Here is a 21,357-nt window from a genome sequence, read left to right as displayed (position 1 = left end):
CCGCTTCACCTCTACTATAAAAAAATTAGTAGGATAAACCAATGCCTTGGTTCGTCCTACTAATCTTAGTATGTTTTCTGTTCAGGTAAAAAAACGTTTCAAGTTTTAGCTTTTTGGTTGTTCGGGTAAATAATAGTAAGTCGATAAATAGGAGGTTGATCAGCATGAAATCGAAAAACCGAGAATTTGAAGTGGTTTATACGGAACAGGAACTTGAAGAAAAAGTGGAAGAAATGAAATCGTGGGGTTATGACAAAAACGATATCCATGTTTTGGCGAATAATGCGGATATCCTCAACTCTGTTGAAAAACAGGAAGGAGTCCACACTCACGAAACGGAAACGATCACCGATAAATTCAAATCAGTTTTCACCGGCGAAGATGCAGTGCGCGAAGAGTTGAATGCATTGGATTTAAGCCAAACAGAAATTGATGAATTTCATGATATTCTCGATGATGACGGCATTGTGCTATATACAGACCATCGCAATGACACTCGAATATAAGAGAAAAAAGTACCGGACACCATTGTGCCCGGTACTTTTATACTTCAGATTCTTTTTCTGCACAATTGAAACAGAAAAGTTCCCCTTCAATAAACACTCCATCCAGGAAACCATCACGGCAATAAATTTCCTTCCCGCAATTCGAACAAATTCCAATAAGTTCAAGCATCGGCCAGATCATCCGCATATATGTACATCGCTTCACGCAGGTACTTGGATAAGCCGGCTCCGTGACGGTCGATGTTCTTGGCGAAGCGGCTGTCGTTTGCATAAAGATCAGCAAGACCTCGGAACATTTTCGGTGAGCAATTATAGAAACGGTCCAGCAGCGTATAATATGCCTGCATTTCGACTTGGACTTCAGGTGACTCCGGCGGCAAATGCATCAAATTGGAGACAGCGTTGTAAATCCGATCGCCTTCACGGTTGATTTCTTCGAGATCCTCTTCTTCTTTTTCCGGCTTTGGATTTGCGGTTGCAACTTCAGTCTCTGACTCATCCGATGCAGCTTCTTGTGCCGGTTCCGGTTCGGTGAAATTAACATCTTCCAGAATTTCATCCTGACCTGCAAAATCTTCTTCCACCTTTAGAGTTTCCATAGTTTCTGCTGCAACAGTTTCAACTTCTGCAGTTTCAACTTTAGCTGGCGGATCAAGATATAATTTGATGTTGTCGTCTGTTTTCTTGATGCTGAAGGGGGAAAAGCGCTGTTCATTGGTCAATTCCTGCACTCCTGCATATTCCAGCTGAGTGAGCTCAGCATTTTCTATCAATTTTTCGATGCGCTGTTTTTTCTGGCGTAATAATTCCGCATGTTGTGTCAAGGCAAAAGTGGCATCGAAACCTTCGGCTACCAACTCCTGGATTTTTTTAAGAGAAAATCCTAATTCTTTGAAAAATAAGATGTGTTGGAGCAGTTTCAAATCATCGTCATTATAATAACGGTACCGGTTGGATCCAATATTCGATGGTTTCAACAAACCGATGCTGTCGTAATGATGGAGAGTGCGGACACTGACTCCTGCTATTGTAGCTACTTCCTGTACTTTGTACATAATTAATCACCTCTTCCATATGATTAGACTATGACGTTCCGTAAGTGTCAATACATTTTGGGCTTTGCAGAATAAAATGATACTTTATGCATGGAAATAAAACTGGATTCATGAGAAAAATTGAACCGAAAATTTAAATTTAGAAAATTCAATATTTTTTTCAATCCACCTGTGAATTTATAGCTTAATGTGAAATAATGGATTTGTAAGCGCTTTCTTTTATGCGGACCATTTATAAAGGAGGAATGAAAATGAAGTTAACTAATTATGTGGACGGCAAATGGCAGGATGCTAAAAATCTTCAATTCACAGCCGTATTGAATCCGGCGACAGGCAAAGAACTGGCGCAAGTTCAACTGTCTGGTGCATCAGATGTCGATAGAGCTGCAAAGGCAGCCAAAGCGGCTCAAAAAACATGGGCGAAAGTTCCGGCGCCAAAGCGGGCGTCGTATTTATATGAAATTGGCCGGATTATGAAAGAGCGCAAAGAACATCTGGCGCAAGTTCTGACAAAAGAAATGGGTAAAGTGATTGAAGAAGGCCGAGGTGAAGTGCAGGAAGGAATCGATATGGCTTTTTATATGGCAGGCGAGGGACGGAGATTATTTGGCGAAACGACGCCTTCCGAGCTGTCGGATAAATTTGCAATGAGTGTCCGTGCACCAATTGGTATTGTCGGCTTGATAACGCCATGGAACTTTCCAGTGGCAATTGCTACATGGAAGTCTTTCCCGGCTATTGTGGCAGGAAATACTTTTTTATGGAAACCGGCAACAGAGACACCGATGATGGCTTATGAAATGAGCAAGATATTTGCTGAAGCTGGTCTTCCGGATGGAGTCGCCAATATCGTTTTCGGCACAGGGTCGGAAGTGGGTACCGCTATGATCGAGCATCCAGATATAAGAGTCATTTCATTTACCGGTTCGACCGAAACAGGAAGAAAAGTGGCTGAACTCGGGGGGCGGAACCTGAAAAAAGTTTCATTGGAAATGGGTGGCAAGAATGCAGTGATTGTCATGGAAGACGCCGATTTGGACCTGGCGGTTGAAGGCATATTATGGAGCGCTTTTGGAACAGCGGGCCAGCGTTGCACCGCTTGCAGCCGCGTTATTGTGCATAGAGAAGCGAAAGAAGAACTGCAGGACAGGCTTCTGGAGAAAATGAAAAGCCTGACGATTGGCGATGGTACGGATGAAAGCATCAAAGTGGGGCCGGTGATCAATAAAAAAGCACTTGAAAAAATCCATTCGTATATTGAAATTGGGAAACAGGAAGGCGCTGTGCTTCTTGCGGGGGGAGAGATCCTGACTGGCGGCCATTACGATAAAGGAAACTATTACGCACCGACATTGTTTACGAATGTGGCAGCTTCCATGCGCATAGCCCAGGAAGAAATCTTCGGCCCTGTCATTTCCATTATTGAAGTGGACTCTTTTGAAGCGGCCATCGAAGTGAATAACGGTGTCATTTATGGACTGTCGAGTTCGATTTATACGCAGGACGTGAATCGGGCATTTAAAGCGCAACGTGATTTGGATACGGGCATTGTCTATATAAATGCAGGTACGACCGGAGCAGAAATCCATTTGCCATTCGGCGGTACGAAAGGGACTGGCAACGGCCACCGTGATTCAGGTGTGGCGGCGCTCGATGTCTTTACTGAATGGAAATCTGTCTACGTGGATTTCAGCGGTAAATTGCAACGGGCACAAATAGATAACGAAATTTAAACAGGAAAGGGGCTGACCCAAGATGAAAGTAGCTGTGTTAGGTGCGGGGCTCATGGGCAAGCAGGCTGCAGGCGATCTTATCCAAAATGAAGAAGTGGAAAAAGTTTATCTGGCGGACGTCGACACTGGTAAAGCGGAAATTTTCAAGGAGACACTGAACAATGACAAGCTGGAAGTGCTCCATCTGGATGCGAATGACGATCAATCGCTGATATCGGTTATTTCCCGAGCGGATGTTGTAATCAATGCCCTTTTCTACACGTTCAATGTCAAGGTAGCGGAAATTGCAGTTGAATGCGGCGTTCACGCTGTTGACCTGGGTGGACATATCGGGGGCGCTACCGATGCCGTTTTGAACCTTCATGAAAAAGCTCTTGAAAAAGGCGTGACACTTATTCCGGATCTTGGCGTGGCTCCTGGTATGATCAACATCATCACCGGCTATGGGGCAGGCAAACTGGACCGGGTCAGTGATATCAAAATATTGGTAGGCGGCATACCTGTCCATCCGGAACCGCCGCTTCAGTATAATCACGTTTTTTCATTAGATGGGGTTTTTGACCATTACACAGATCCTTCGCATGTCCTGCGGGAAGGAAAATTATTGGAAGTTCCTTCGCTTTCTGAAATCGAACATGTCGAGTTTGAAGAATTCGGCGAGCTGGAAGCTTTCCATACTTCTGGCGGAACATCAACAATGACAGAAACGTTCAGTGATATCGACAACTTGGAATATAAGACTCTTCGTTATAAAGGGCACGCGGAAAAATTTCAATTGCTTGTCGACCTCGGATTCACAGATCGCGAGAAAACGGTCACAGTAGACGGGCGAAAAGTTAAAATACGTGATGTTCTGAGGGAAGTTCTAACCCCGATTACCGAACTCGGAGAGAAAGAAGATGCAGTCGTGCTCAGGATAACGGTATCCGGTACAAAAGATGATGAGGGGATAACCTGCACCTATAACATGGTAACAAAAAAAGATCGCCAGTCAGGAGTGACAGCGATGGCCCGGGCGACTGCTTTTACCATTTCCGCAGTTGCACAGATGATTGGCACAGGCTTAATCGATAAGCGTGGTTCATATCCACCGGAACTTATCGTTCCGGGCGATGAATACATCAAGGAGATGGCAAAGCGCGGAGTTGAAATAAAAGAGACAGTGCAGCGGACAGCATTTCAGCAATAAGAAAAAAGCGTCTGGAGGTTTTCATATGGACTTCAGCTTTACAGAAGAACAAACATTATTAAGAAAGACTGTCAGGCAATTCGTGGACAACGAAATCCTTCCTCATATAGGAGAATGGGACAGTAAAGGCGGCTTTGATCCGATCATTTGGAAACGGCTGGCAGAGCTTGGGCTGATGGGCGTTTGTATTCCTGAAGAATATGGGGGAAGCGGGATGGATTATAACTCCCTTGCAATTGTCTGTGAAGAATTGGAAAGAGGCGACACGACTTTTCGGACGGCTGTCTCCGTTCATATCGGATTGAATTCGCTGACGATCCTTCAATGGGGGACAGAAGAACAGAAGAGGAAATTTTTAATTCCGCAGGCGACAGGCGAAAAAATCGGAGGTTTCGGACTGACCGAACCTGGAGCTGGTTCAGATGTAGCTGCAATTTCAAGTACGGCTGTCCGGGACGGTGAAGATTATATCTTGAACGGACAAAAGACCTGGATATCATTATGTGATTCGGCTGATCATTTCATCGTTTTCGCTTATACGGATAAAGCCAAAAAACATCAAGGCATAAGCGCTTTTATTGTTGAGCGTGACCGTGAAGGATTTTCCTCCAAAGCCATCAAGGGCAAATATGGGATTCGCGCAGGAAATACAGGTGAATTATTTTTTGAAGATGTTCGCATACCAGCCGGCAATAGGTTGGGCGAAGAAGGAGAAGGCTTCAAGATAGCGATGGCTTCTCTGGATAACGGCCGTTTTACAGTAGCGGCGGGAGCATGCGGCTTGATCAGTGCATGTATGGAGGAAAGTGTAAAATACTGCCGCACCCGTTCGACATTCGGAAAATTGATAGGTGAACACCAACTGGTGCAGCAGATGCTGGCGCGCATGGAAGCGGGGTATCAAATGAGCCGCTTATTGGTATACCGGGCAGGTGAGCTGAAGAATCAAGGCGTCAGGAACACAAGGGAGACATCCCTCGCAAAATGGCAGGCTTGTGATTTCGCTAACAAAGCAGCCGACGACGCAGTCCAAATCCACGGGGCTTACGGCTATTCGGATGAATATCCAGTCGCTCGCTTTTTGCGGAATTCAAAAGCGCCGGTGATTTATGAAGGCACCCGTGAAATTCATACAATCATGCAGGCGGAATATGTATTGGGTATGAGAGAAGATAAAGATTTGAACAAAATGCTGCCGAAATGGCCATTTGAAAATTGACGAGTATTGCTAAAGCATAATAATAGAAAGAGGCCGCAAAGAAAAGAACTTCTTTGCGGCCTCTTTTTTTCGTTCACCCCTCCATTTCAAGAGGGGTTGGGACGAACATTTTCAGTTTTTGGGGGAGGATTTCAATATCAGCCGGAGTTTTCAAATAGATCTCCCCATCCGTGTCGATGTCCAATGGCTCGTCTGTTTCAATGCCTACACGTGTCCCTTGGTAATGACGGATATGGGCAAGTTCTTCGATAGGGACGTCTGGTTTGGACAATGAAAACCATTCCAAAATAGCGGAAATCGAAGAATTTTGAATGATAAAGACATCGAGAAGTCCATCGGAAGGGTCGATTGAATCCATTGGAAAAGAATGGGTCCCGATCGATTTTCCGTTCATGACAAGTGCGAGTACGCCATTCTCTTCATGCCTTACGCCGTCAACACTCAAATGGATGGGAAATGGTTCGGTTTGCCGCATGGACTGCAGCCCGCTCATGAAATAACTCAACTTGCCGTAACGTTCCTTGAACTGGATATCAATATTTGTTGAAGCATCTGTGATAATCCCGATACCCGCGAAATTCAGGAAAGAATGGCCGTTGATACTCGCTGCATCAATTCCTTTTATCACTCCGCCAGCCAATTCTTCCGCAGCCAGGGTCAAGTCCATCGGGATATCAAGAGTTCGCGCAAAATCGTTGCATGTACCGCTCGGAATAATGCCCAGCGGCGGAGGTTCGGACACGTCGGACAGCGCCTGCACAGCGTCATGGATTGTGCCGTCTCCACCGGCGACAAACAGCGCGTCTGTGTCAGCTGCCAATGTTCTGCAGGCAGCTCTCAATTCTTCGGGGCTGTTCGTCTGGATAAGTTCCAGTTTTTCAGAAACAGCCGCTAAAGCAGGCGCGGTCATCGAGATGACGGAGTCTGCCGTGGACGCCCCTGCCTGTCCGTTATACAATAAAACTGAATGCTTAAATTTCGGCACGGTAAATCCTCCTTAAACTACTCTTATTAAATACATTTCCACTGGAAGCTTATCAATAAACAATACAGAATGATACTCATGAAAAAATAATCTGGGAGTTGATGGAATGACGGACAGGATTTATTACCAGGACGCCGCTATACAGACGGCAACGGCTAAAGTAATAGCCCATGGCACCGATGAAAAAGGGAATTATGCAACGCTCGACCGCAGCTGCTTTTATCCTGAGGGTGGGGGACAGCCAGCCGATACAGGAATGATCGGTCAGACAGAAGTGACGGATGTGCAGATAATCAATGGAGAGATACGGCATTATACTGCCGACAAATTGAATAATGGCGAATATGAATTAATAATCGACTGGGAGCGCCGCTTCGATCATATGCAGCAGCATACAGGCCAGCATCTGCTGAGCGCCGTATTCGAGGATGAATTGGGCATGGCGACGAAAAGCTTCCATCTGGGGGCGGAAAAAGTTTCGATTGACCTGGATGTCCCGAAAATAAGCAAAGAACAAGTACGTAGCATTGAGCAGAAAGTGAATTCACTGATTTATAGGCAGATCCCTGTAGAAACAGAGTGGGTGACACAAGAACAGGCATCAAAAATGAAACTGCGCAAAAAGCCGGAAGTCGAAGGGGATATCCGGCTTGTAAAAATAGCGGACATCGATCTAAATGCCTGCGGAGGCACGCATTTACATAACACTGCTGAATTGGGTCTGCTGAAAATTATCCGCACCGAAAAAGCGAAAGGCGGCACGCGCGTTTACTTTCTAGCCGGAAAACGCGCAATGGCACATTTTGATTTGCTGCAATCAATAGCCGATCAATTGACAAATAGTTTGAACGCGCCGGCGGCTGAATTGCCGGAAGCGGCTGAAGCTGTTCTGAATGACAGGAAAACCAAGGAAAAACAATTGAGAACCATCTCGCTTGAGTATTTGAAACTTGAAGCGGAAAAATTTAAACCGGATGGAAACCAGCTGATCATGGATTTCAGTGGACGGCCCTTCAAAGACGTTCTGCAATTGGCGAAACTGACAGCAGAAAATAACCCTTCTCTTTACTTGTTCTTCTTTATTTCGGAAGAAGGAAATGAACGCTTTGTCTGCGCCAAAGGCGAAAATGCACCAGGCGATATGAAGTGTGTTCTCGGAAAAATTATCGAAGACGCGGGCGGCAAAGTGGGCGGAACTGAGAGTCTGGCACAAGGCGGCATAAAGCGGGATGGCGGTCTGGAGGCCTATTCCGGGAAGTTTCGGAACTTAATCAGAGAAATTATATAAATTCTGTAACTTTTCTGTAATATGTCTGTCTAATAAAGTAAAAGCAGACAGAAAGGACGTGGATGATACATGAAGAAAAGAAGTTTATGGCTCATTGCGGCTGCACTTATAGCCGCTATAGGAATCGGTTTTGCTTTCATGATTGATAAAGTGTCGATAAGCGCCTCATCCATTGCATTGGCAGAACAAGGGTGGAGAGCCAACTTTTCTTCCCCGCTCCATTCTGATGCTATTGAAAAAGGGCATATTTATCTGACGGACGCAGAAGAAGAGCCGGTTGATGTCGAAATGACACTTCTGGAAAACGGAAAGACCCTTGAAATACCAGAAATTTCAACAGGGCAATACATCCTGCATGTGAAAAAATCAGCGATAAAAGGTAAGTTCCTGAAAAGCCTTGCCAGCAGTCAAGTGGAATTTTCGGTTCAGGAAGAAATTACCGCGTTGTCCAATGAAGAAGAACTGAAAGCATATTTTAAACAATTGCTCGAACTGCAGAAAAACAATGAGCGATATGGTGCTTTCGGTGAAGGTTCCGGAATGGCGACTGAAGAATCGGCTGCCAGTGATTCAGCCGGATCAGGCGAAAGCGGCAATCACTCTTCCACCAATAACCAGGTGGAAGGGGTTGATGAAGCGGATCTCGTAAAAACGGATGGCTCATATATTTATTCGATCAGCGATTCAAGAGTGCTGATAACGGATGCGCGGAATCCCGATGATTTGACGGAAGGCGCGGAATTATTGCTGGAGCCGGAAATGTATCCACAGCAATTATTCCTGTCAGAAGACATTTTGGTGGTGATGGGCAGCCAGTACGGCGTGGCGCCAATGGAAGGGAAAGTCGACGCGGAAATAGCTCCGCATATATCCTTGACCAGCGTTATTCTTTATGACATCAGCGATCCGGCTTCACCACGGCTGCTGCGGAAAGTTGGAACGGAAGGAAATTTGAACGGTGCGAGACTCACAGACGGTATCCTCTATTACGTAACGAATAATTATCCGGATATTTGGATGATGGAGGAAGAGGATGATGTCGAACTTCGCCCGATGATTTTCGATTCGAAAAATGGAAATAAATTTTCCGCTTTGCCATACGACCGGATCTCTATTCTGCCGGGTACCATGGAAGGCAGTTACAGCATAGTTTCTGCTATCGATCTGTCTGATCCGGAAGAAAATGAAGTATCGACAGAAGGCTTTCTCGGCGGCAGTGAGCAGCTCTATATGACGAAGGAAAACCTTTATTTGACAGCTTCAGCTTATGTGCCGATGGATGAAGAGGAAACGGAAGACAATATGTCTATGGACATTTGGATTCCACAATTGGCGAACACCGAAATCTTTAAATTTGCATTGGAGAAAACAGATATCACTTTCCTTGCTTCCACTGAAGTGAAAGGATCTTTGCTGAATCAATTTTCGATGGACGAATACAACGGCTTTTTCAGAATTGTAACTACTGAAGGGGTGGCATGGGATGAAGCCTCGCCTTCAAAAAACCATCTCTTCATCATGGATGGCGGTATGGAGCAGGTAGGATCAGTCGAAGACCTGGCGAAAGGCGAAAGGATCTATTCAGCCCGCTTCATGGGAGATAAAGCTTATATGGTGACTTTCAAGGAAACAGATCCTTTATTTGTCATCGATGTAGCGGTGCCGTCTTCGCCTCAGGTGTTGGGAGAGTTGAAAATACCCGGTTTCTCCAATTACCTGCATCCATTGGGTGAAGACCACCTTATCGGTTTTGGTTCCGATACGAAAGTGGAATCCTCCAAAGAAGGAGAAGCGCGGGTGGTTACAGGAGGCATGAAAATCTCTTTATTCGATGTCAGCGATTTCAGCAACCCGGTGGAAAAAGATACGGAAGTGATTGGCGGGCAGGGAACCAGTTCCGCCCTGCAATACGATCATAAAGCATTGTTCACCCATCAGGAGAAAAGTCTCTTCGGCTTCCCGGTTTCCCTCTATAGCGAAACCAACGGGGACTACATTGAATTCGAGGGCGAAGGGGCGATGATCTATACAATCACTCCAGAAGGCATCGAACAGACGGCGGATCTCGTGAAGGAAAGTTCAGCCCAATACGAAGATTGGAACAGCAGCATCCAGCGGATCATTTATATTGAAGATTCACTATTCACAATCGCCAACAGCGAAATAAAAAGCTATGACTTGAACACATTTGAAATCAGGGACACTATCGAATATTGAATACAGAAAAAACGTGCCAGGAAATTTTTACTGGCACGTTTTTTTATTGCCAGAAAAGGGAAGGGAAATAGTATTCTGAAAATTCACTGGAGGGATAGCAGATGAAGGGTGTAACTTTTCAAGGTGCGAAAGATATTCAGGTGAAAAATGTCAAAGATCCGGAGATCCAGAAAAAAGATGATATCATCATTAAAGTCACTTCCACGGCGATTTGTGGATCCGACTTGCATATTTATCAGGGTGCATTGCCGACTCATAAGGATTATGTCATCGGCCATGAGCCGATGGGGATAGTGGAGGAAGTCGGTTCTGAAGTCACTAAAGTGAAAAAAGGGGACCGTGTCGTCATTCCTTTTAACGTGAGCTGTGGGCAATGTTTCTACTGTAACCATGAAATGGAAAGCCAATGTGACAACTCGAACAGCAATCCTCACTTTGATACCGGCGGATACTTCGGCTTTACAGAACGCTATGGCAATTATCCAGGCGGCCAGGCAGAATACTTGCGCGTGCCTTATGCCAACTTCATGCCGTTTGTCATTCCGGAATCATCGGAGCTTGAAGATGAGTCAGTATTATTCCTGTCTGATGTTCTTCCTACTGCCTATTGGAGTGTGGAGAATTCTGGGGTTAAACCAGGCGACACCGTTGTCGTTCTGGGTTGTGGACCAGTAGGGCTGATGGCGCAGAAATTCGCCTGGATGAAAGGTGCTTCACGCGTCATTGCAGTTGATGAATTGCCATACCGTATGGAAAAGGCTAAAAGAATAAACAATGTTGAGATTGTCGATTTCAGCCAACACGACAATACAGGCGCATTCATACATGACCTTACCCAAGGCGGAGCGCGAGTCGTCATCGATTGTGTTGGTATGGATGGCAAGAAATCTCCAATGGAAGCGGCGCAGCAGAAACTGAAACTGCAGGGCGGTACTTTAAGTGCCATTGATATTGCAAAAGATGCCGTCAGCAAATTCGGTACGATTCAACTGACTGGCGTATACGGGTTAACTTATAACATGTTCCCGCTTGGCAATATTTTCGAACGGAATGTAACGATGAAAATGGGACAGGCGCCGGTAGTCCACCTGATGCCGAGGATTTTTGAAATGATCAACAGCGGAGAAATCGATCCGCGAGAAATCATTTCCCATGTGATGCCGATGGAACAGGCCAGCGACGCCTACCAGATTTTCAACGATCATACAGACGAGTGTACGAAAGTTGTGCTTAAGCCGTAAACAGATGAAGAGAATGGACTTAAAACGTTCCGCCTATGCGGAGCGTTTTATTTTTGGTCCATGTACTGTATCATTAGGGCAAGTGTAGAGAGAAAGGGGGGACTCCTGTGAATCAGGCAGGCGAGACCAGAAGGGAATTAGCGCTTGATTGTTTCCTTTTGGCGGGGAAAATCATGATGGAAAGCGGAGCGGAGACGTATCGGATAGAAGATACGATGATCCGTATGGCGGTTTCGCAGAAAATGATGGATTCACATTGTTTTGTAACGCCGACAGGCATCATGTTCTCTCCAAGCAACGAGCTGGCCACCAGATTCGTCCGCATTAACAGCAGACGGACGGATTTGGAGAGGGTGGCATTAGTGAACGCGGTTTCCAGGAGACTGGTATCCGGGGAGCTGACGCTTCAACAGGCGTATGATGAAATGCTGATCATTGATCAAACGGATTATATGTTTCCGTTACAGATACAGGTGTTGGCTGCTGCTGTAGCCAGTGGCTGTTTTCTTATTCTGCTTGGCGGAGGCTGGGAGGATTTGCCCTTCGCTTTCATAATCGGGGGTACAGCATTCTATATAGTTGAAATGATTCTGATACAAACAAGGGTCAAGTTTTTTGCGGAGTTTGTCGGTGCACTGGCAATCGGTTCGCTGGCATCTCTGGTCATTTACGCAGGGCTGGGACAGGATTTGGATACCATCATCATCGGTTCCGTTATGCCGCTGGTACCGGGTTTGTTAATAACCAACGCTGTAAGGGATCTGATGGCGGGCCATTTTGTGTCAGGCTTGTCCAAAGGCGCGGAAGCTTTTCTCACTGCTTTTGCCATCGGTGCAGGAATTGCGCTCGTACTTTCATTTTAAAGGGGGAATTGGATGAACTGGCCACTTGAAGCCTTTCTGAGTTTTCTGGCTGCGGGCGCATTCGGCGTCGTTTTTAATACTCCACGCAGGACACTTGTCAGTTGCGGATTGGTCGGCATGAGCGGCTGGCTGATCTATCGGATGTATTACCTTGTGTCTGATGATTCGGTGCAGGCGACTTTTGCAGGCGCGTTTGCAGTGGCGTTAGTCGCTCATATTCTTGCCAAAAAGTTTAAAATGCCTATGATCGTTTTCAGTATCGCGGGAATTATTCCTTTGGTGCCGGGGAGCAGGGCTTATAATTCGATGCGCAGCATCGTGGAAAATAATTATCTGGAGGCCATCTCTTTCGCTGCGGATGCTCTTATGATTTCAGGGGCCATTGCGATGGGACTGGTATTTGCGGAAGTTCTGATGCAGCTTGTCTTCAATTATCAGGCGAAAAGAATGCAAAAGAAAATCGGTATGACACGGAATTAAATTCCGGGACATACCGATTTTTTATTTTTCTTAAGCATTTTTCATCCAAGTTTCCAATTCATTTGCTGTCATTGGATGGCCAGTGATATAACCTTGAATGCTGTCACAATCCATAACTCTCAAAAGCTCCAGCTGTTCTTTGGTTTCAACACCTTCAGCGACCACCTGCAAATCGAGTGACTTGCCGAACTGGATCATTCCGTTTATAAGCTTTTGCATTTTTTCCTGCTGCGTAATCGATTGGATTATGTCTTTATCGATCTTCAGACTGGAAATTGGCAGAAGCAGCATATAGCGGAACGAAGCGTAGCCGGTACCGAAATCATCCAGTGAGAATGAAATCCCTTTTTGATGCAATTGCTTCATCTGGCGTACAATCGAGTGTTCCGCTTCAGCTTCCAAAGCGAACTTCTCGGTGATTTCGATGGTCAGCCTGTTGGCATCACAGCCATTGATGGTCAAGTGTTCCATGAACAAGCGCGCCATATCTTTATCGCGGAACTCACGGATGGAGGAGTTGATGCTGACATTCATCGGAATATCACGGGATCCCCAGTCCTTTAATTGTCTGCAGACAGTTTCGATAACGAACTTACCGATCTCATGTATCATGCCATTTTCCTCGGCAATCGGAATGAGTTCATCGGGGGATACAATTCCGGCTTCGGTATCCTGCCAGCGGACCAACGCTTCCACACCTTCAACGTCTCCGGTTTTAAGATTGATCTGCGGCTGGTAAAGCACCTCCAGATTCTTTTTGTCGAGCGCGTGGATCAGGCGGCGTTCGATAAGCGCTTTACGGTTCAAACGTTCATGGTCATCTGCTGTCAATGCTGAGATCGCACTGCCGCCGCGTTCTTTTATTTTTTTGATTGTAGCGTTAGAGGCCTTCATAAGATGCACGAAAGTTTGCTGATCTTCAGGATAACGTGTAACCGCTCCGCTGACTGTCAAGGGAATAGCGGTTCCTTGAATGTAAATCGGATGCTGCTGCAAATAAGCAAGGAACCCTTCGATGAACCAATGGCTCAAAGGAGTCACCAAAGCGAACTCGTGCAGACCTGTCCGTGTAATCAAGGAATCCGAAAAGTACATCCGCAGTCTTTTCGTGAATTCAATCAGCAATTCTTTTTCTGTGTCGCTATTGGAAACGTCCCGCAATGTATAGAAATGGTCGATATCGAAAAATACAAAAGAAAAATGCTTTCGTTCTTCGATGAATTCATTGACCACCTGCTCAAGGCGATGGCGATTCTCTAGACCGGTGACCGAATCGATAAACGCGATTTGTTCCAGGTGACGCTGCGTTTCTTTAGCTTCTGTAATATCTTTCTCCAGGAATATGTAGTAAGTTTCAGCACCTGTAAGTATCATAGGGATGGCAGTTAAATCCACCCAGTAGAAGTCCCCGTCTTTCTTCACTTTTTTGGCTTCGCCGTTCCAGACTTCCCCCTTTTTCAAGGTTTCCATCAATTCTTCGATCAACTGGTGATCTTCTTCTGTGTCTCCGAACATTTGCCAGATAGGCTTGCCGAGTATACGTTTTGGCGTCCATCTGCTTAACTTCAGGAAATGCGGATTGGCATAGGTGATCAGGAATTCTTCATCGAAATAAAGCATCATGAAGGATTCGTCCAAGCCGTCCCGTAAGCTTTCCAATTCCCTTGCGGGGGAGTCGGCTTGCTGCGCTTCATCCATTTCAAATATAGTCAGTATAAATTTTTCTTTTTCGGATTTAAAGACCTTTGTTACAACCGTCGTATATGTCAGTGTCCCATTGCCCAAGCGGACTTCAACATCTTCAAGGCGAATCGGATCTTTACTGTTTATCATCTTTTCCCATGAACACTTATAAAGAGCAGCTTTTTCGGGATTCATATAAGGGTTGATCTGGCCTTTGACTGAATCCGATTCAATTTGAAAAACTCTTTCTGCATGGCGGCTGCACCAAACGGTTTGGCCGTTTTCGTCCATAATTATTATGGGAAAAGGGATATGGTTGAAAACGAGATTATCAGCCAGCAATTCTTGCAATTCACTCATTCCATAACGCTCCTTCTCCTAAGTCTACTCCCATTATAGGGGAGAAAAGACGTATCGTCATCCTTTTCAAAACATTCATGTTTTATTTTAGGGAAATAGTGAATTTATTACTATAAAAAACTCGAAATAAATAAAAAATCAGCAGCTCCACCGAGGTTTTTCGGCGAGCTGCTGATTTGTCTGAAGAATGTCAGTTATTCTCTTTATACTTCAAAGCCCGGTACATGAATGTGGCGAACTCTGCTCTGTTCACTTCTCTTTCCAGATTAAACTTGTTGTTGCCTGTACCTTCAGTAATGCCTGCTGCGTAAAGTGGTCCGATATATTCTGCCGCCCAATGGTTTGCAGGGACATCGGTGAATGGATGTGTGCCGCCTTCATCAAGATCAAATGCCACCACGAGCACTTTCGCCATTTCAGCGCGTGTCATTTTTCCATAAGGACGGAATTTGTTCTGGTATCCTTCGACAATGCCGGCTTGTTGGACAGCCATGATTTCATCGTAGTAGCGTAATGTTGTCGGTACATCTGTGAATGGCGTCGGAGCAACGACTTTGTTCAAATCCATTGCCCGGGTGAACATCAAAGCGACGTGCTGTCTTTCGATGCTGTTGCCAGGCTGGAAAGTGCCGTTTTCGTGGCCTGTTATGATGCCGCGCGCAACCATCGCTTCAATCTCTTCAAGAGCCCATTCGTAGTTGGTGCCTACAATATCAGGGAAGGTAGGCTCAATTGGCTCTTCCGGATCAGGGTCGCCCGGTTCTTCCGGCTCTTCCGGATCTGGCAGTGCAGCGTCATTTGTCGTGAATTTATAAATTTCGGATGTTCGCTTCTGGTCTGACGTATTTGTGATGTTGATATACCAGAAGTATTGAGTTAATGGATCCAACTCATTCCACTCAACAGATGCTTTGTTTCCGGAAGGTATGTTGCTGACAGAGCCGATCACGTCATCGGTAAAGACGTTTACAGCTACATAATCAGTTGCGATCTGCCGGACTGCCGGTACTTCGACAGCTTCTGTCGGTTCAAGTTTATAACCTTCGGTAAAGTCATCGCTGTCGCCTTCAAAATAATTATAATCGTTGTAGTAAGGAGAAAACGTGTCAAAGTCCACCGTGTCCGTTGCCGGGTCGAAAGTCAATAAGCGCATATAGCCTTCCGCACCGTCTTTGCCTTGATAATTCGACAGCACTTCCAATACCTCGCGGGTTGTGCCGTCCGGATCGGTAACTGTTCGGATTTCACGGTCAGCACCGAAGTAATGTCCGCCAAGAACCATTTTTACGTTAGGGCTTTTTCTTACTACATTTGCAAAGATGTAATCCCCGTCTTTAGATCTGAATCCGCCTGGTGACAAATAGTTGTGCACGACCAAAATGGCGTTTTTATCCGAGTGTTTTGCCAGCATCTGGTTGGTCCATTGAATCGTTTCATCTTCCTGCACTTTTCCATAACCCAGATAAAGGATGATGAAATCGTGTGCACCGAAGGAGAAGAGGTCATAATGGTTCCGGTTATTATCCATCTGCTCACCGTACCATGGACGGTCTTCGTAACGGTCCTTGCCTGCATACGCCCAGAAGTTCGTATAGTCAATTTCCATCGTATCCTGGTTCACTACGTCACGGTTTCCGGCCATAACGCCGTATGGAATATTCGCTTCATCCATTCTTCTCAAATTTTCATCTGCGACTGCCCATTGATCGAGGTCTGTTGAAAGATTGACGAGGTCACCCGAATTGATGACATAGCCGAATCTGCCTTTATTGTATTCATCGATCATCCAGTTTGTCATCGAAGTCCAGACTTCGGGCTTGTCGGCTGCATAAAATTGAGTGTCCGTAAACCAGGCCATTGTAAATTTACTGTTGTCGACTACAGCTTCCGGAGCTGGCGCGGCGTCATGCACCATCGCTTGCATTTTTCCTTTCTGGAAAAACTTGCTGTCTGCAACAACTTTTGAAAAACCGATATTTCCGCCTTGATTGGCTGTTTCTTCTTCAAGCACAACCCATTTGGAAGCCGTGTAATCCCAGGCTGACAGGATGAGTTTGCCTTTGGCTAATGTTTTCCCTTGCCAATTCAATTCGATTTCATTGCCTGATTCCAAATGTTTGGAAACGTCAACTTCAAACCGGTGGAAAGGGTAGGCTCCTTCGGCATCCGTGACCGCAAACTTGCCGTCAGCAAAGGCGGCATTTGCTTTATGGGAATCAGTGAATGCTGAACCGCCGAGTGGAGAGGTTAAAGGATCGGAGTCAGAGACCCCATAAAAACTATTTATGGCATTGCTGCTGGCATAGTCATATGTAAAACCTTCCATAAAATCGACGGTTTTCAAAGACGCACCATTCGGATCTTTAATGACAGCTTCAAGTACTGCGTTACGGTCAACATTTGTTGCGTTGTCCGCAGGGACTACATTTGTGACTTCTCCTTGGCCAACATTGGTGGCAGCGAAAGACAGAGACGGCAAAGTGGACGCAACCAGCACAGTGGCCAGCGAAACTGAAAGAATCTTCTTCATACTCATCCTCCTAAAGATGTTTGGTGGAATAACGGACAACGCACCGTGGCATGCAACAAAAGGCACAGCTGAACAGAAAGATTTAAAAAATGTGAGATAATGTAAATCTTTTTAACCATATTAACATATAAAACTTCAAAATAAAGTATTTTATCTGAATAAATTGAATATTTAATAATTTATTTTTGTGGTTAAATTTTTTAACTTGAATTTAACCTGCCATTGGTTTAATAGTGTTTTTCTTTTTATGAAACCGTAAAAATACTTACTGAAAAGGCCTGAAATCCTATCAAGTTTCCACTTGGCCGATTGAAAAAACTACCCGTTATCAAAATATTATGTAATAATAGTCAACATAAAAGATTCGAGTTTCGAAATGTTCAGGAGGCAATTCCGTTGAAAACTGTATTTTCTTACGCTAAACCATATACATTTTATATAGTCATCGCATTAATTCTCATGTTGCTTGAACTGGCTGTGGAGTTGATGCAGCCACTAGTGATCGCAGGTATCATCGATGATGGGATTGTAGCCGGCGACAGGGATGTGATTATTCAGCTCGGCATTTTACTGATGGTCCTGTCCCTCATTGCGTTTGCTTCTGGTGTTGCCAATTCCTATTTCGCGGCTCACGTCTCGCAGAGCTTCTCATTTGATCTGAGACGCTCGGTATACGGCCGCATCCAATCCTTTTCACTTGCGATGTTCAATAAATTCCCCGCCTCAGGGCTGATTACCCGATTGACGAGTGATGTCACCCTTGTCCAGCAGATACTGTTCATGAGTCTGCGCATTATGCTGCGCGCTCCATTGTTGGTCATCGGCAGTATGATCATGGCTTTTGTGGTCAATCCTAAACTGGCGATATATCTGGTGATCGTGTTTCCGGTGCTGTTGGCTTTCCTCTATATAATGGTGAAAAAAGGGGTCGTTTATTTTAGCTTCGTCCAGCAAAGGCTCGATCGCGTCAATCGGATGGTGCAGGAGAACCTGCAGGCAGTACGGTTGATTAAAGCTTATTTAAGAGGGAAATACGAAGCCAACCGATTTTCGGAAGTGGCGGGTTCGCTGAAGACCGATACGGTCAAAGCGTTCCGGATCATGGAAATCATTTTGCCCATCCTGCTTTTCGGCATGAACTTATCGCTGCTCGCCGTCTTGTGGTTCGGAGCTTTTGAAATCAGGAGCGGTGATGCACAGATTGGTGAATTAGTGGCCATCGTCAATTATGCGATGCGTATGACTGGCGCATTCTCGATGTTCTCATTTATCATCATGGCTTTTGCCCGGTCGAAAGCTTCTTCTGAACGCATCGAAGAAATTTTGCTGGCTGACGACGTGCGTGAAAAAGATGCGGAAGGCGAGGAGAAATTGCTGCGCCGTGGCGATATTGTATTTGAAAACGTATCTTTCACTTACCCGGGAACTTCGATTCCTGTATTAAAGAATCTTTCATTCCATATCAAACCCAATGAGAAATTAGCTATCATGGGTGCCACTGGTTCCGGGAAATCTTCATTGCTGCAATTGATTCCCCGTTTTTATGACGTTAGTGGCGGCCGGGTCCTGATTCATGGAAGAGATGTAAGAGAATGGTCGCTCAGTGCACTGAGAAAATCGATTGGCGTTGTGCCACAGCAATCCTTATTATTTACAGGCACCATTTCGGATAATCTTTCCTGGGGCAAAGAGCAGGCGCATCAGGAAGAGCTGTCGGATGCCGCTGTCAAAGCACAAATCCATGACACGGTGGAGCGTTTCCCGAAAGGCTATTTCACGCGTGTCGGGCAAAAAGGCGTCAACCTTTCCGGAGGCCAGAAGCAGCGTTTATCGATAGCGCGAGCGTTGGTGCGCAAACCATCGATTCTGATATTGGATGACAGCACAAGTGCATTGGATGTGAAAACGGAAGCCGCTTTATGGCAGGAATTGGAGCAGGAAAAAGCGACGATGCTTGTGGTGACGCAAAAAATTCGTACAGCTATGCGCGCTGACCATATCCTCCTATTGGAGGAAGGGGAGATTTCCGCCTATGGTACACATGAAGAGTTACTCGGAGAATCGGAGCTTTACAGAAAGATAGCCTTATCGCAACAGGAAGAGGAGGTGGATGAATATGTTTAATGCCATTCGTCGCCCTTTCGGGTATGAACCGCTGATTAAGAAAGAGGATCTGAAAAAAGATGCCGATAAAAAAACCGAGCGTGCCGATAATTGGAAATCCACGCTCACGCGCATCTGGAAGCTGGTAGATGAACAGCGATTCCTCTTGATCGTTGTGCTTGCCCTTGTGTTTGTCAGTTCCGCATTGGCGCTTTTAGGACCTTATCTTGTCGGACGGGTCTTGATCGACCAATATATCATTCCGGAGCAATTTAGCGGGATGGGCGTAGTCATTGCATGGCTTGTGCTGATTTATGTAGGCCATTCCGTTTCGCTGTATCTGCAGAATTTCTGGATGGTCGGAATCGCTCAGCAGGTAATTTACCGCATGCGAACAGGCTTATTCAGCCACTTTCAGAAATTGCCTGTATCTTTCTTTGATAAACGTCAGCACGGGGAGTTGATGAGCCGTATGACGAATGACGTCGAGAACGTTTCGACCACATTGAATACATCATTCATCCAGGTGTTTTCGAGTATTTTGACGTTGACAGGAACAGCAGTGGTCATGTTCTTACTGAGCCCGTTGCTGACTTTATTGACGTTCATCATTATTCCGCTCATGTATGTTTCTGTGCAGTGGATCACCAAACGTACAGGGCGGCTGTATAAAGAACAGCAGCGAGCGGTCGGTGATTTAAATGGGATGATCGAAGAAACCATTTCCGGCCAAAAAATCGTTAAAGCATTTTCACAGGAGCCCCGGGTGATGGAGGAATTTCTTGTGAAAAGTGAACGGCTGCGGCGTGCCGGTTTCTGGGCATGGACATATGCCGGTTTCATACCGAAAGTGATGAACTTCTTGAATAATGGCAGTTTCGCTATAGTGGCGGGGGTCGGGGGGATTCTAGCGCTGAACGGCTCAGTTTCGATCGGAGTTATCGTGATTTTCACAGAATATTCCCGTCAGTTCACCAGACCGCTGAACGATCTTGCCAACCAGTTTAATACAGTGCTGTCAGCGATTGCTGGGGCGGAACGGGTTTTCGCCATCATGGATGAGACGGAAGAAAAAGATGATCTGGTGAAAAATGTGGACAAAGAGTTTGCGGGTGAAGTTGAATTTGATGATGTTTCCTTTAAATATGAAGGTGCGGAAGAAGAATGGACCATTCGAAATGTCAGCTTTTCCGTCGGTATTGGAAAAACCGCTGCTTTAGTAGGTGCCACCGGTGCAGGCAAAACGACAATTATGCAATTGCTGGCCAGATTCTACGACGCCAATGAAGGTGAAATTAGGATAGACGGCACGCCGATTTCATCGATGCCGCGGGAAACACTGCGAAAACAGATCGCTTTTGTGCTGCAGGATCCATTCCTATTCGAAACGTCTGTATACGACAATATCCGTTACGGCAAACTGGATGCCACTGAAGAAGAGGTCATCGAGGCTGCGAAGAAAGCCAATGCCCACGACTTTATCCGGAAATTGCCGAACGGTTACGACACAGTTCTCGAAGGCGACGGTTCCATGATTTCGCAGGGGCAGAAGCAATTGCTCTCAATTGCACGCGCGTTGATTGCAGATCCGGTCATCCTGCTTCTCGACGAAGCCACGAGCAGCATCGATACTGTAACCGAATTGAAAATCCAGGAAGCGCTTGAACGGCTGATGGCTGGCAGAACCAGCTTTGTCATTGCCCATCGTTTGAATACTGTCCGCCAGGCTGATCTGGTTTTTGTTATGGAACTGGGGAAACTGGTGGAAGCTGGGACACAGGAAGAATTGCTTGAAAAAGATGGTTTATATGCCACGATGCTGGCTGACGCAAAATTATAAAAGAAGTCCCGAAGGAAAAGATTTTTCCTCCGGGATTTTTTTCTCCATAAACCATGCTGTTGCCA

The 21,357-nt window shown here is 45.7% G+C and carries 15 protein-coding genes; 11 read left to right on the top strand and 4 right to left on the bottom strand.

The window, feature by feature from the left end; translation table 11 throughout:
* The first annotated feature begins 164 nt into the window (after positions 1-164).
* A complete protein-coding gene (locus D2910_RS12620) occupies positions 165-506 on the top strand; it encodes a general stress protein (RefSeq protein WP_084244055.1) in 342 nt (113 codons plus the stop codon).
* A gap of 161 nt (positions 507-667) precedes the next feature.
* Here D2910_RS12620 and D2910_RS12615 read toward each other — a convergent pair whose 3' ends face one another.
* A complete protein-coding gene (locus tag D2910_RS12615; RefSeq protein WP_084244056.1) occupies positions 668-1,561 on the bottom strand; it encodes a MerR family transcriptional regulator in 894 nt (297 codons plus the stop codon).
* Between the two features lie 251 nt (positions 1,562-1,812).
* Between D2910_RS12615 and D2910_RS12610 the strand changes: the two genes are divergently transcribed.
* Genes D2910_RS12610 through D2910_RS12600 form a run of 3 tightly spaced genes read left to right on the top strand, consistent with a single transcriptional unit; the run spans position 1,813 to position 5,702 of the window.
* Entirely contained in the window at positions 1,813-3,294 is a 1,482-nt protein-coding gene (locus tag D2910_RS12610) for an aldehyde dehydrogenase family protein (protein ID WP_117313725.1), read from the top strand.
* 22 nt (positions 3,295-3,316) lie between these two features.
* On the top strand, positions 3,317-4,483 hold the full coding sequence (locus D2910_RS12605) for a saccharopine dehydrogenase family protein (protein ID WP_101802079.1): 1,167 nt from the start codon (positions 3,317-3,319) through the stop codon (positions 4,481-4,483).
* A gap of 25 nt (positions 4,484-4,508) precedes the next feature.
* Positions 4,509-5,702 carry an acyl-CoA dehydrogenase family protein gene (locus tag D2910_RS12600; protein ID WP_084244059.1) on the top strand — a complete coding sequence of 398 codons (1,194 nt, stop codon included), beginning with the start codon at positions 4,509-4,511 and terminating at the stop codon, positions 5,700-5,702.
* A gap of 73 nt (positions 5,703-5,775) precedes the next feature.
* Here D2910_RS12600 and D2910_RS12595 read toward each other — a convergent pair whose 3' ends face one another.
* Positions 5,776-6,687, bottom strand: coding sequence for a diacylglycerol/lipid kinase family protein (locus D2910_RS12595; protein ID WP_117313724.1), 912 nt, complete (start codon positions 6,685-6,687; stop codon positions 5,776-5,778).
* Between the two features lie 106 nt (positions 6,688-6,793).
* Between D2910_RS12595 and D2910_RS12590 the strand changes: the two genes are divergently transcribed.
* The 5 genes from D2910_RS12590 to D2910_RS12570 all read left to right on the top strand — a co-directional run bounded on the left by D2910_RS12590 (position 6,794) and on the right by D2910_RS12570 (position 12,776).
* Positions 6,794-7,975 (top strand): alanyl-tRNA editing protein, encoded by a 1,182-nt coding sequence (locus D2910_RS12590; RefSeq protein WP_117313723.1) that lies wholly within the window; start codon positions 6,794-6,796, stop codon positions 7,973-7,975.
* A gap of 69 nt (positions 7,976-8,044) precedes the next feature.
* Positions 8,045-10,192 (top strand): beta-propeller domain-containing protein, encoded by a 2,148-nt coding sequence (locus D2910_RS12585; RefSeq protein ID WP_084244062.1) that lies wholly within the window; start codon positions 8,045-8,047, stop codon positions 10,190-10,192.
* Positions 10,193-10,293: 101 nt separating this feature from the next.
* Positions 10,294-11,433 (top strand): zinc-dependent alcohol dehydrogenase, encoded by a 1,140-nt coding sequence (locus tag D2910_RS12580; protein WP_084244064.1) that lies wholly within the window; start codon positions 10,294-10,296, stop codon positions 11,431-11,433.
* Between the two features lie 107 nt (positions 11,434-11,540).
* Entirely contained in the window at positions 11,541-12,296 is a 756-nt protein-coding gene (locus tag D2910_RS12575) for a threonine/serine exporter family protein (protein ID WP_084244066.1), read from the top strand.
* 12 nt (positions 12,297-12,308) lie between these two features.
* Positions 12,309-12,776 carry a threonine/serine exporter family protein gene (locus D2910_RS12570; RefSeq protein WP_084244068.1) on the top strand — a complete coding sequence of 156 codons (468 nt, stop codon included), beginning with the start codon at positions 12,309-12,311 and terminating at the stop codon, positions 12,774-12,776.
* 30 nt (positions 12,777-12,806) lie between these two features.
* On the opposite strand, the gene D2910_RS12565 is transcribed toward D2910_RS12570, so the two are convergent.
* Both D2910_RS12565 and D2910_RS12560 read right to left on the bottom strand, forming a co-directional pair.
* Positions 12,807-14,819, bottom strand: a complete 2,013-nt coding sequence (locus D2910_RS12565) for a sensor domain-containing protein (protein WP_084244070.1) — start codon at positions 14,817-14,819, stop codon at positions 12,807-12,809.
* A 190-nt stretch (positions 14,820-15,009) separates the two neighbouring features.
* Positions 15,010-17,349 (bottom strand): S-layer homology domain-containing protein, encoded by a 2,340-nt coding sequence (locus tag D2910_RS12560; RefSeq protein WP_165850185.1) that lies wholly within the window; start codon positions 17,347-17,349, stop codon positions 15,010-15,012.
* Positions 17,350-17,745: 396 nt separating this feature from the next.
* Here D2910_RS12560 and D2910_RS12555 point away from each other — a divergent pair, with 396 nt between their 5' ends.
* Positions 17,746-19,473 (top strand): ABC transporter ATP-binding protein, encoded by a 1,728-nt coding sequence (locus D2910_RS12555; protein WP_117313721.1) that lies wholly within the window; start codon positions 17,746-17,748, stop codon positions 19,471-19,473.
* Positions 19,466-21,292 (top strand): ABC transporter ATP-binding protein, encoded by a 1,827-nt coding sequence (locus D2910_RS12550; protein WP_084244076.1) that lies wholly within the window; start codon positions 19,466-19,468, stop codon positions 21,290-21,292. The genes D2910_RS12555 and D2910_RS12550 overlap by 8 nt, the downstream gene beginning before the upstream one ends.
* Positions 21,293-21,357 lie beyond the last annotated feature (65 nt).

The organism is Planomicrobium okeanokoites, assembly GCF_003428875.1.
Taxonomy (GTDB): domain Bacteria; phylum Bacillota; class Bacilli; order Bacillales_A; family Planococcaceae; genus Planococcus; species Planococcus okeanokoites.
The sequence above is the reverse complement of the archived record's forward strand: the minus strand, read 5'-3'. Positions and strand labels throughout refer to the sequence as shown.

Excerpts from the sequence above, each read along its gene's own strand:
- D2910_RS12620 (WP_084244055.1), top strand. The coding sequence starts at position 165 with ATGAAATCGAAAAACCGAGAATTTGAAGTGGTTTATACGGAACAGGAA.
- D2910_RS12615 (WP_084244056.1), bottom strand. The coding sequence starts at position 1,561 with ATGTACAAAGTACAGGAAGTAGCTACAATAGCAGGAGTCAGTGTCCGC.
- D2910_RS12610 (WP_117313725.1), top strand. The coding sequence starts at position 1,813 with ATGAAGTTAACTAATTATGTGGACGGCAAATGGCAGGATGCTAAAAAT.
- D2910_RS12605 (WP_101802079.1), top strand. The coding sequence starts at position 3,317 with ATGAAAGTAGCTGTGTTAGGTGCGGGGCTCATGGGCAAGCAGGCTGCA.
- D2910_RS12600 (WP_084244059.1), top strand. The coding sequence starts at position 4,509 with ATGGACTTCAGCTTTACAGAAGAACAAACATTATTAAGAAAGACTGTC.
- D2910_RS12590 (WP_117313723.1), top strand. The coding sequence starts at position 6,794 with ATGACGGACAGGATTTATTACCAGGACGCCGCTATACAGACGGCAACG.
- D2910_RS12585 (WP_084244062.1), top strand. The coding sequence starts at position 8,045 with ATGAAGAAAAGAAGTTTATGGCTCATTGCGGCTGCACTTATAGCCGCT.
- D2910_RS12580 (WP_084244064.1), top strand. The coding sequence starts at position 10,294 with ATGAAGGGTGTAACTTTTCAAGGTGCGAAAGATATTCAGGTGAAAAAT.
- D2910_RS12570 (WP_084244068.1), top strand. The coding sequence starts at position 12,309 with ATGAACTGGCCACTTGAAGCCTTTCTGAGTTTTCTGGCTGCGGGCGCA.
- D2910_RS12565 (WP_084244070.1), bottom strand. The coding sequence starts at position 14,819 with ATGAGTGAATTGCAAGAATTGCTGGCTGATAATCTCGTTTTCAACCAT.
- D2910_RS12560 (WP_165850185.1), bottom strand. The coding sequence starts at position 17,349 with ATGAAGAAGATTCTTTCAGTTTCGCTGGCCACTGTGCTGGTTGCGTCC.
- D2910_RS12550 (WP_084244076.1), top strand. The coding sequence starts at position 19,466 with ATGTTTAATGCCATTCGTCGCCCTTTCGGGTATGAACCGCTGATTAAG.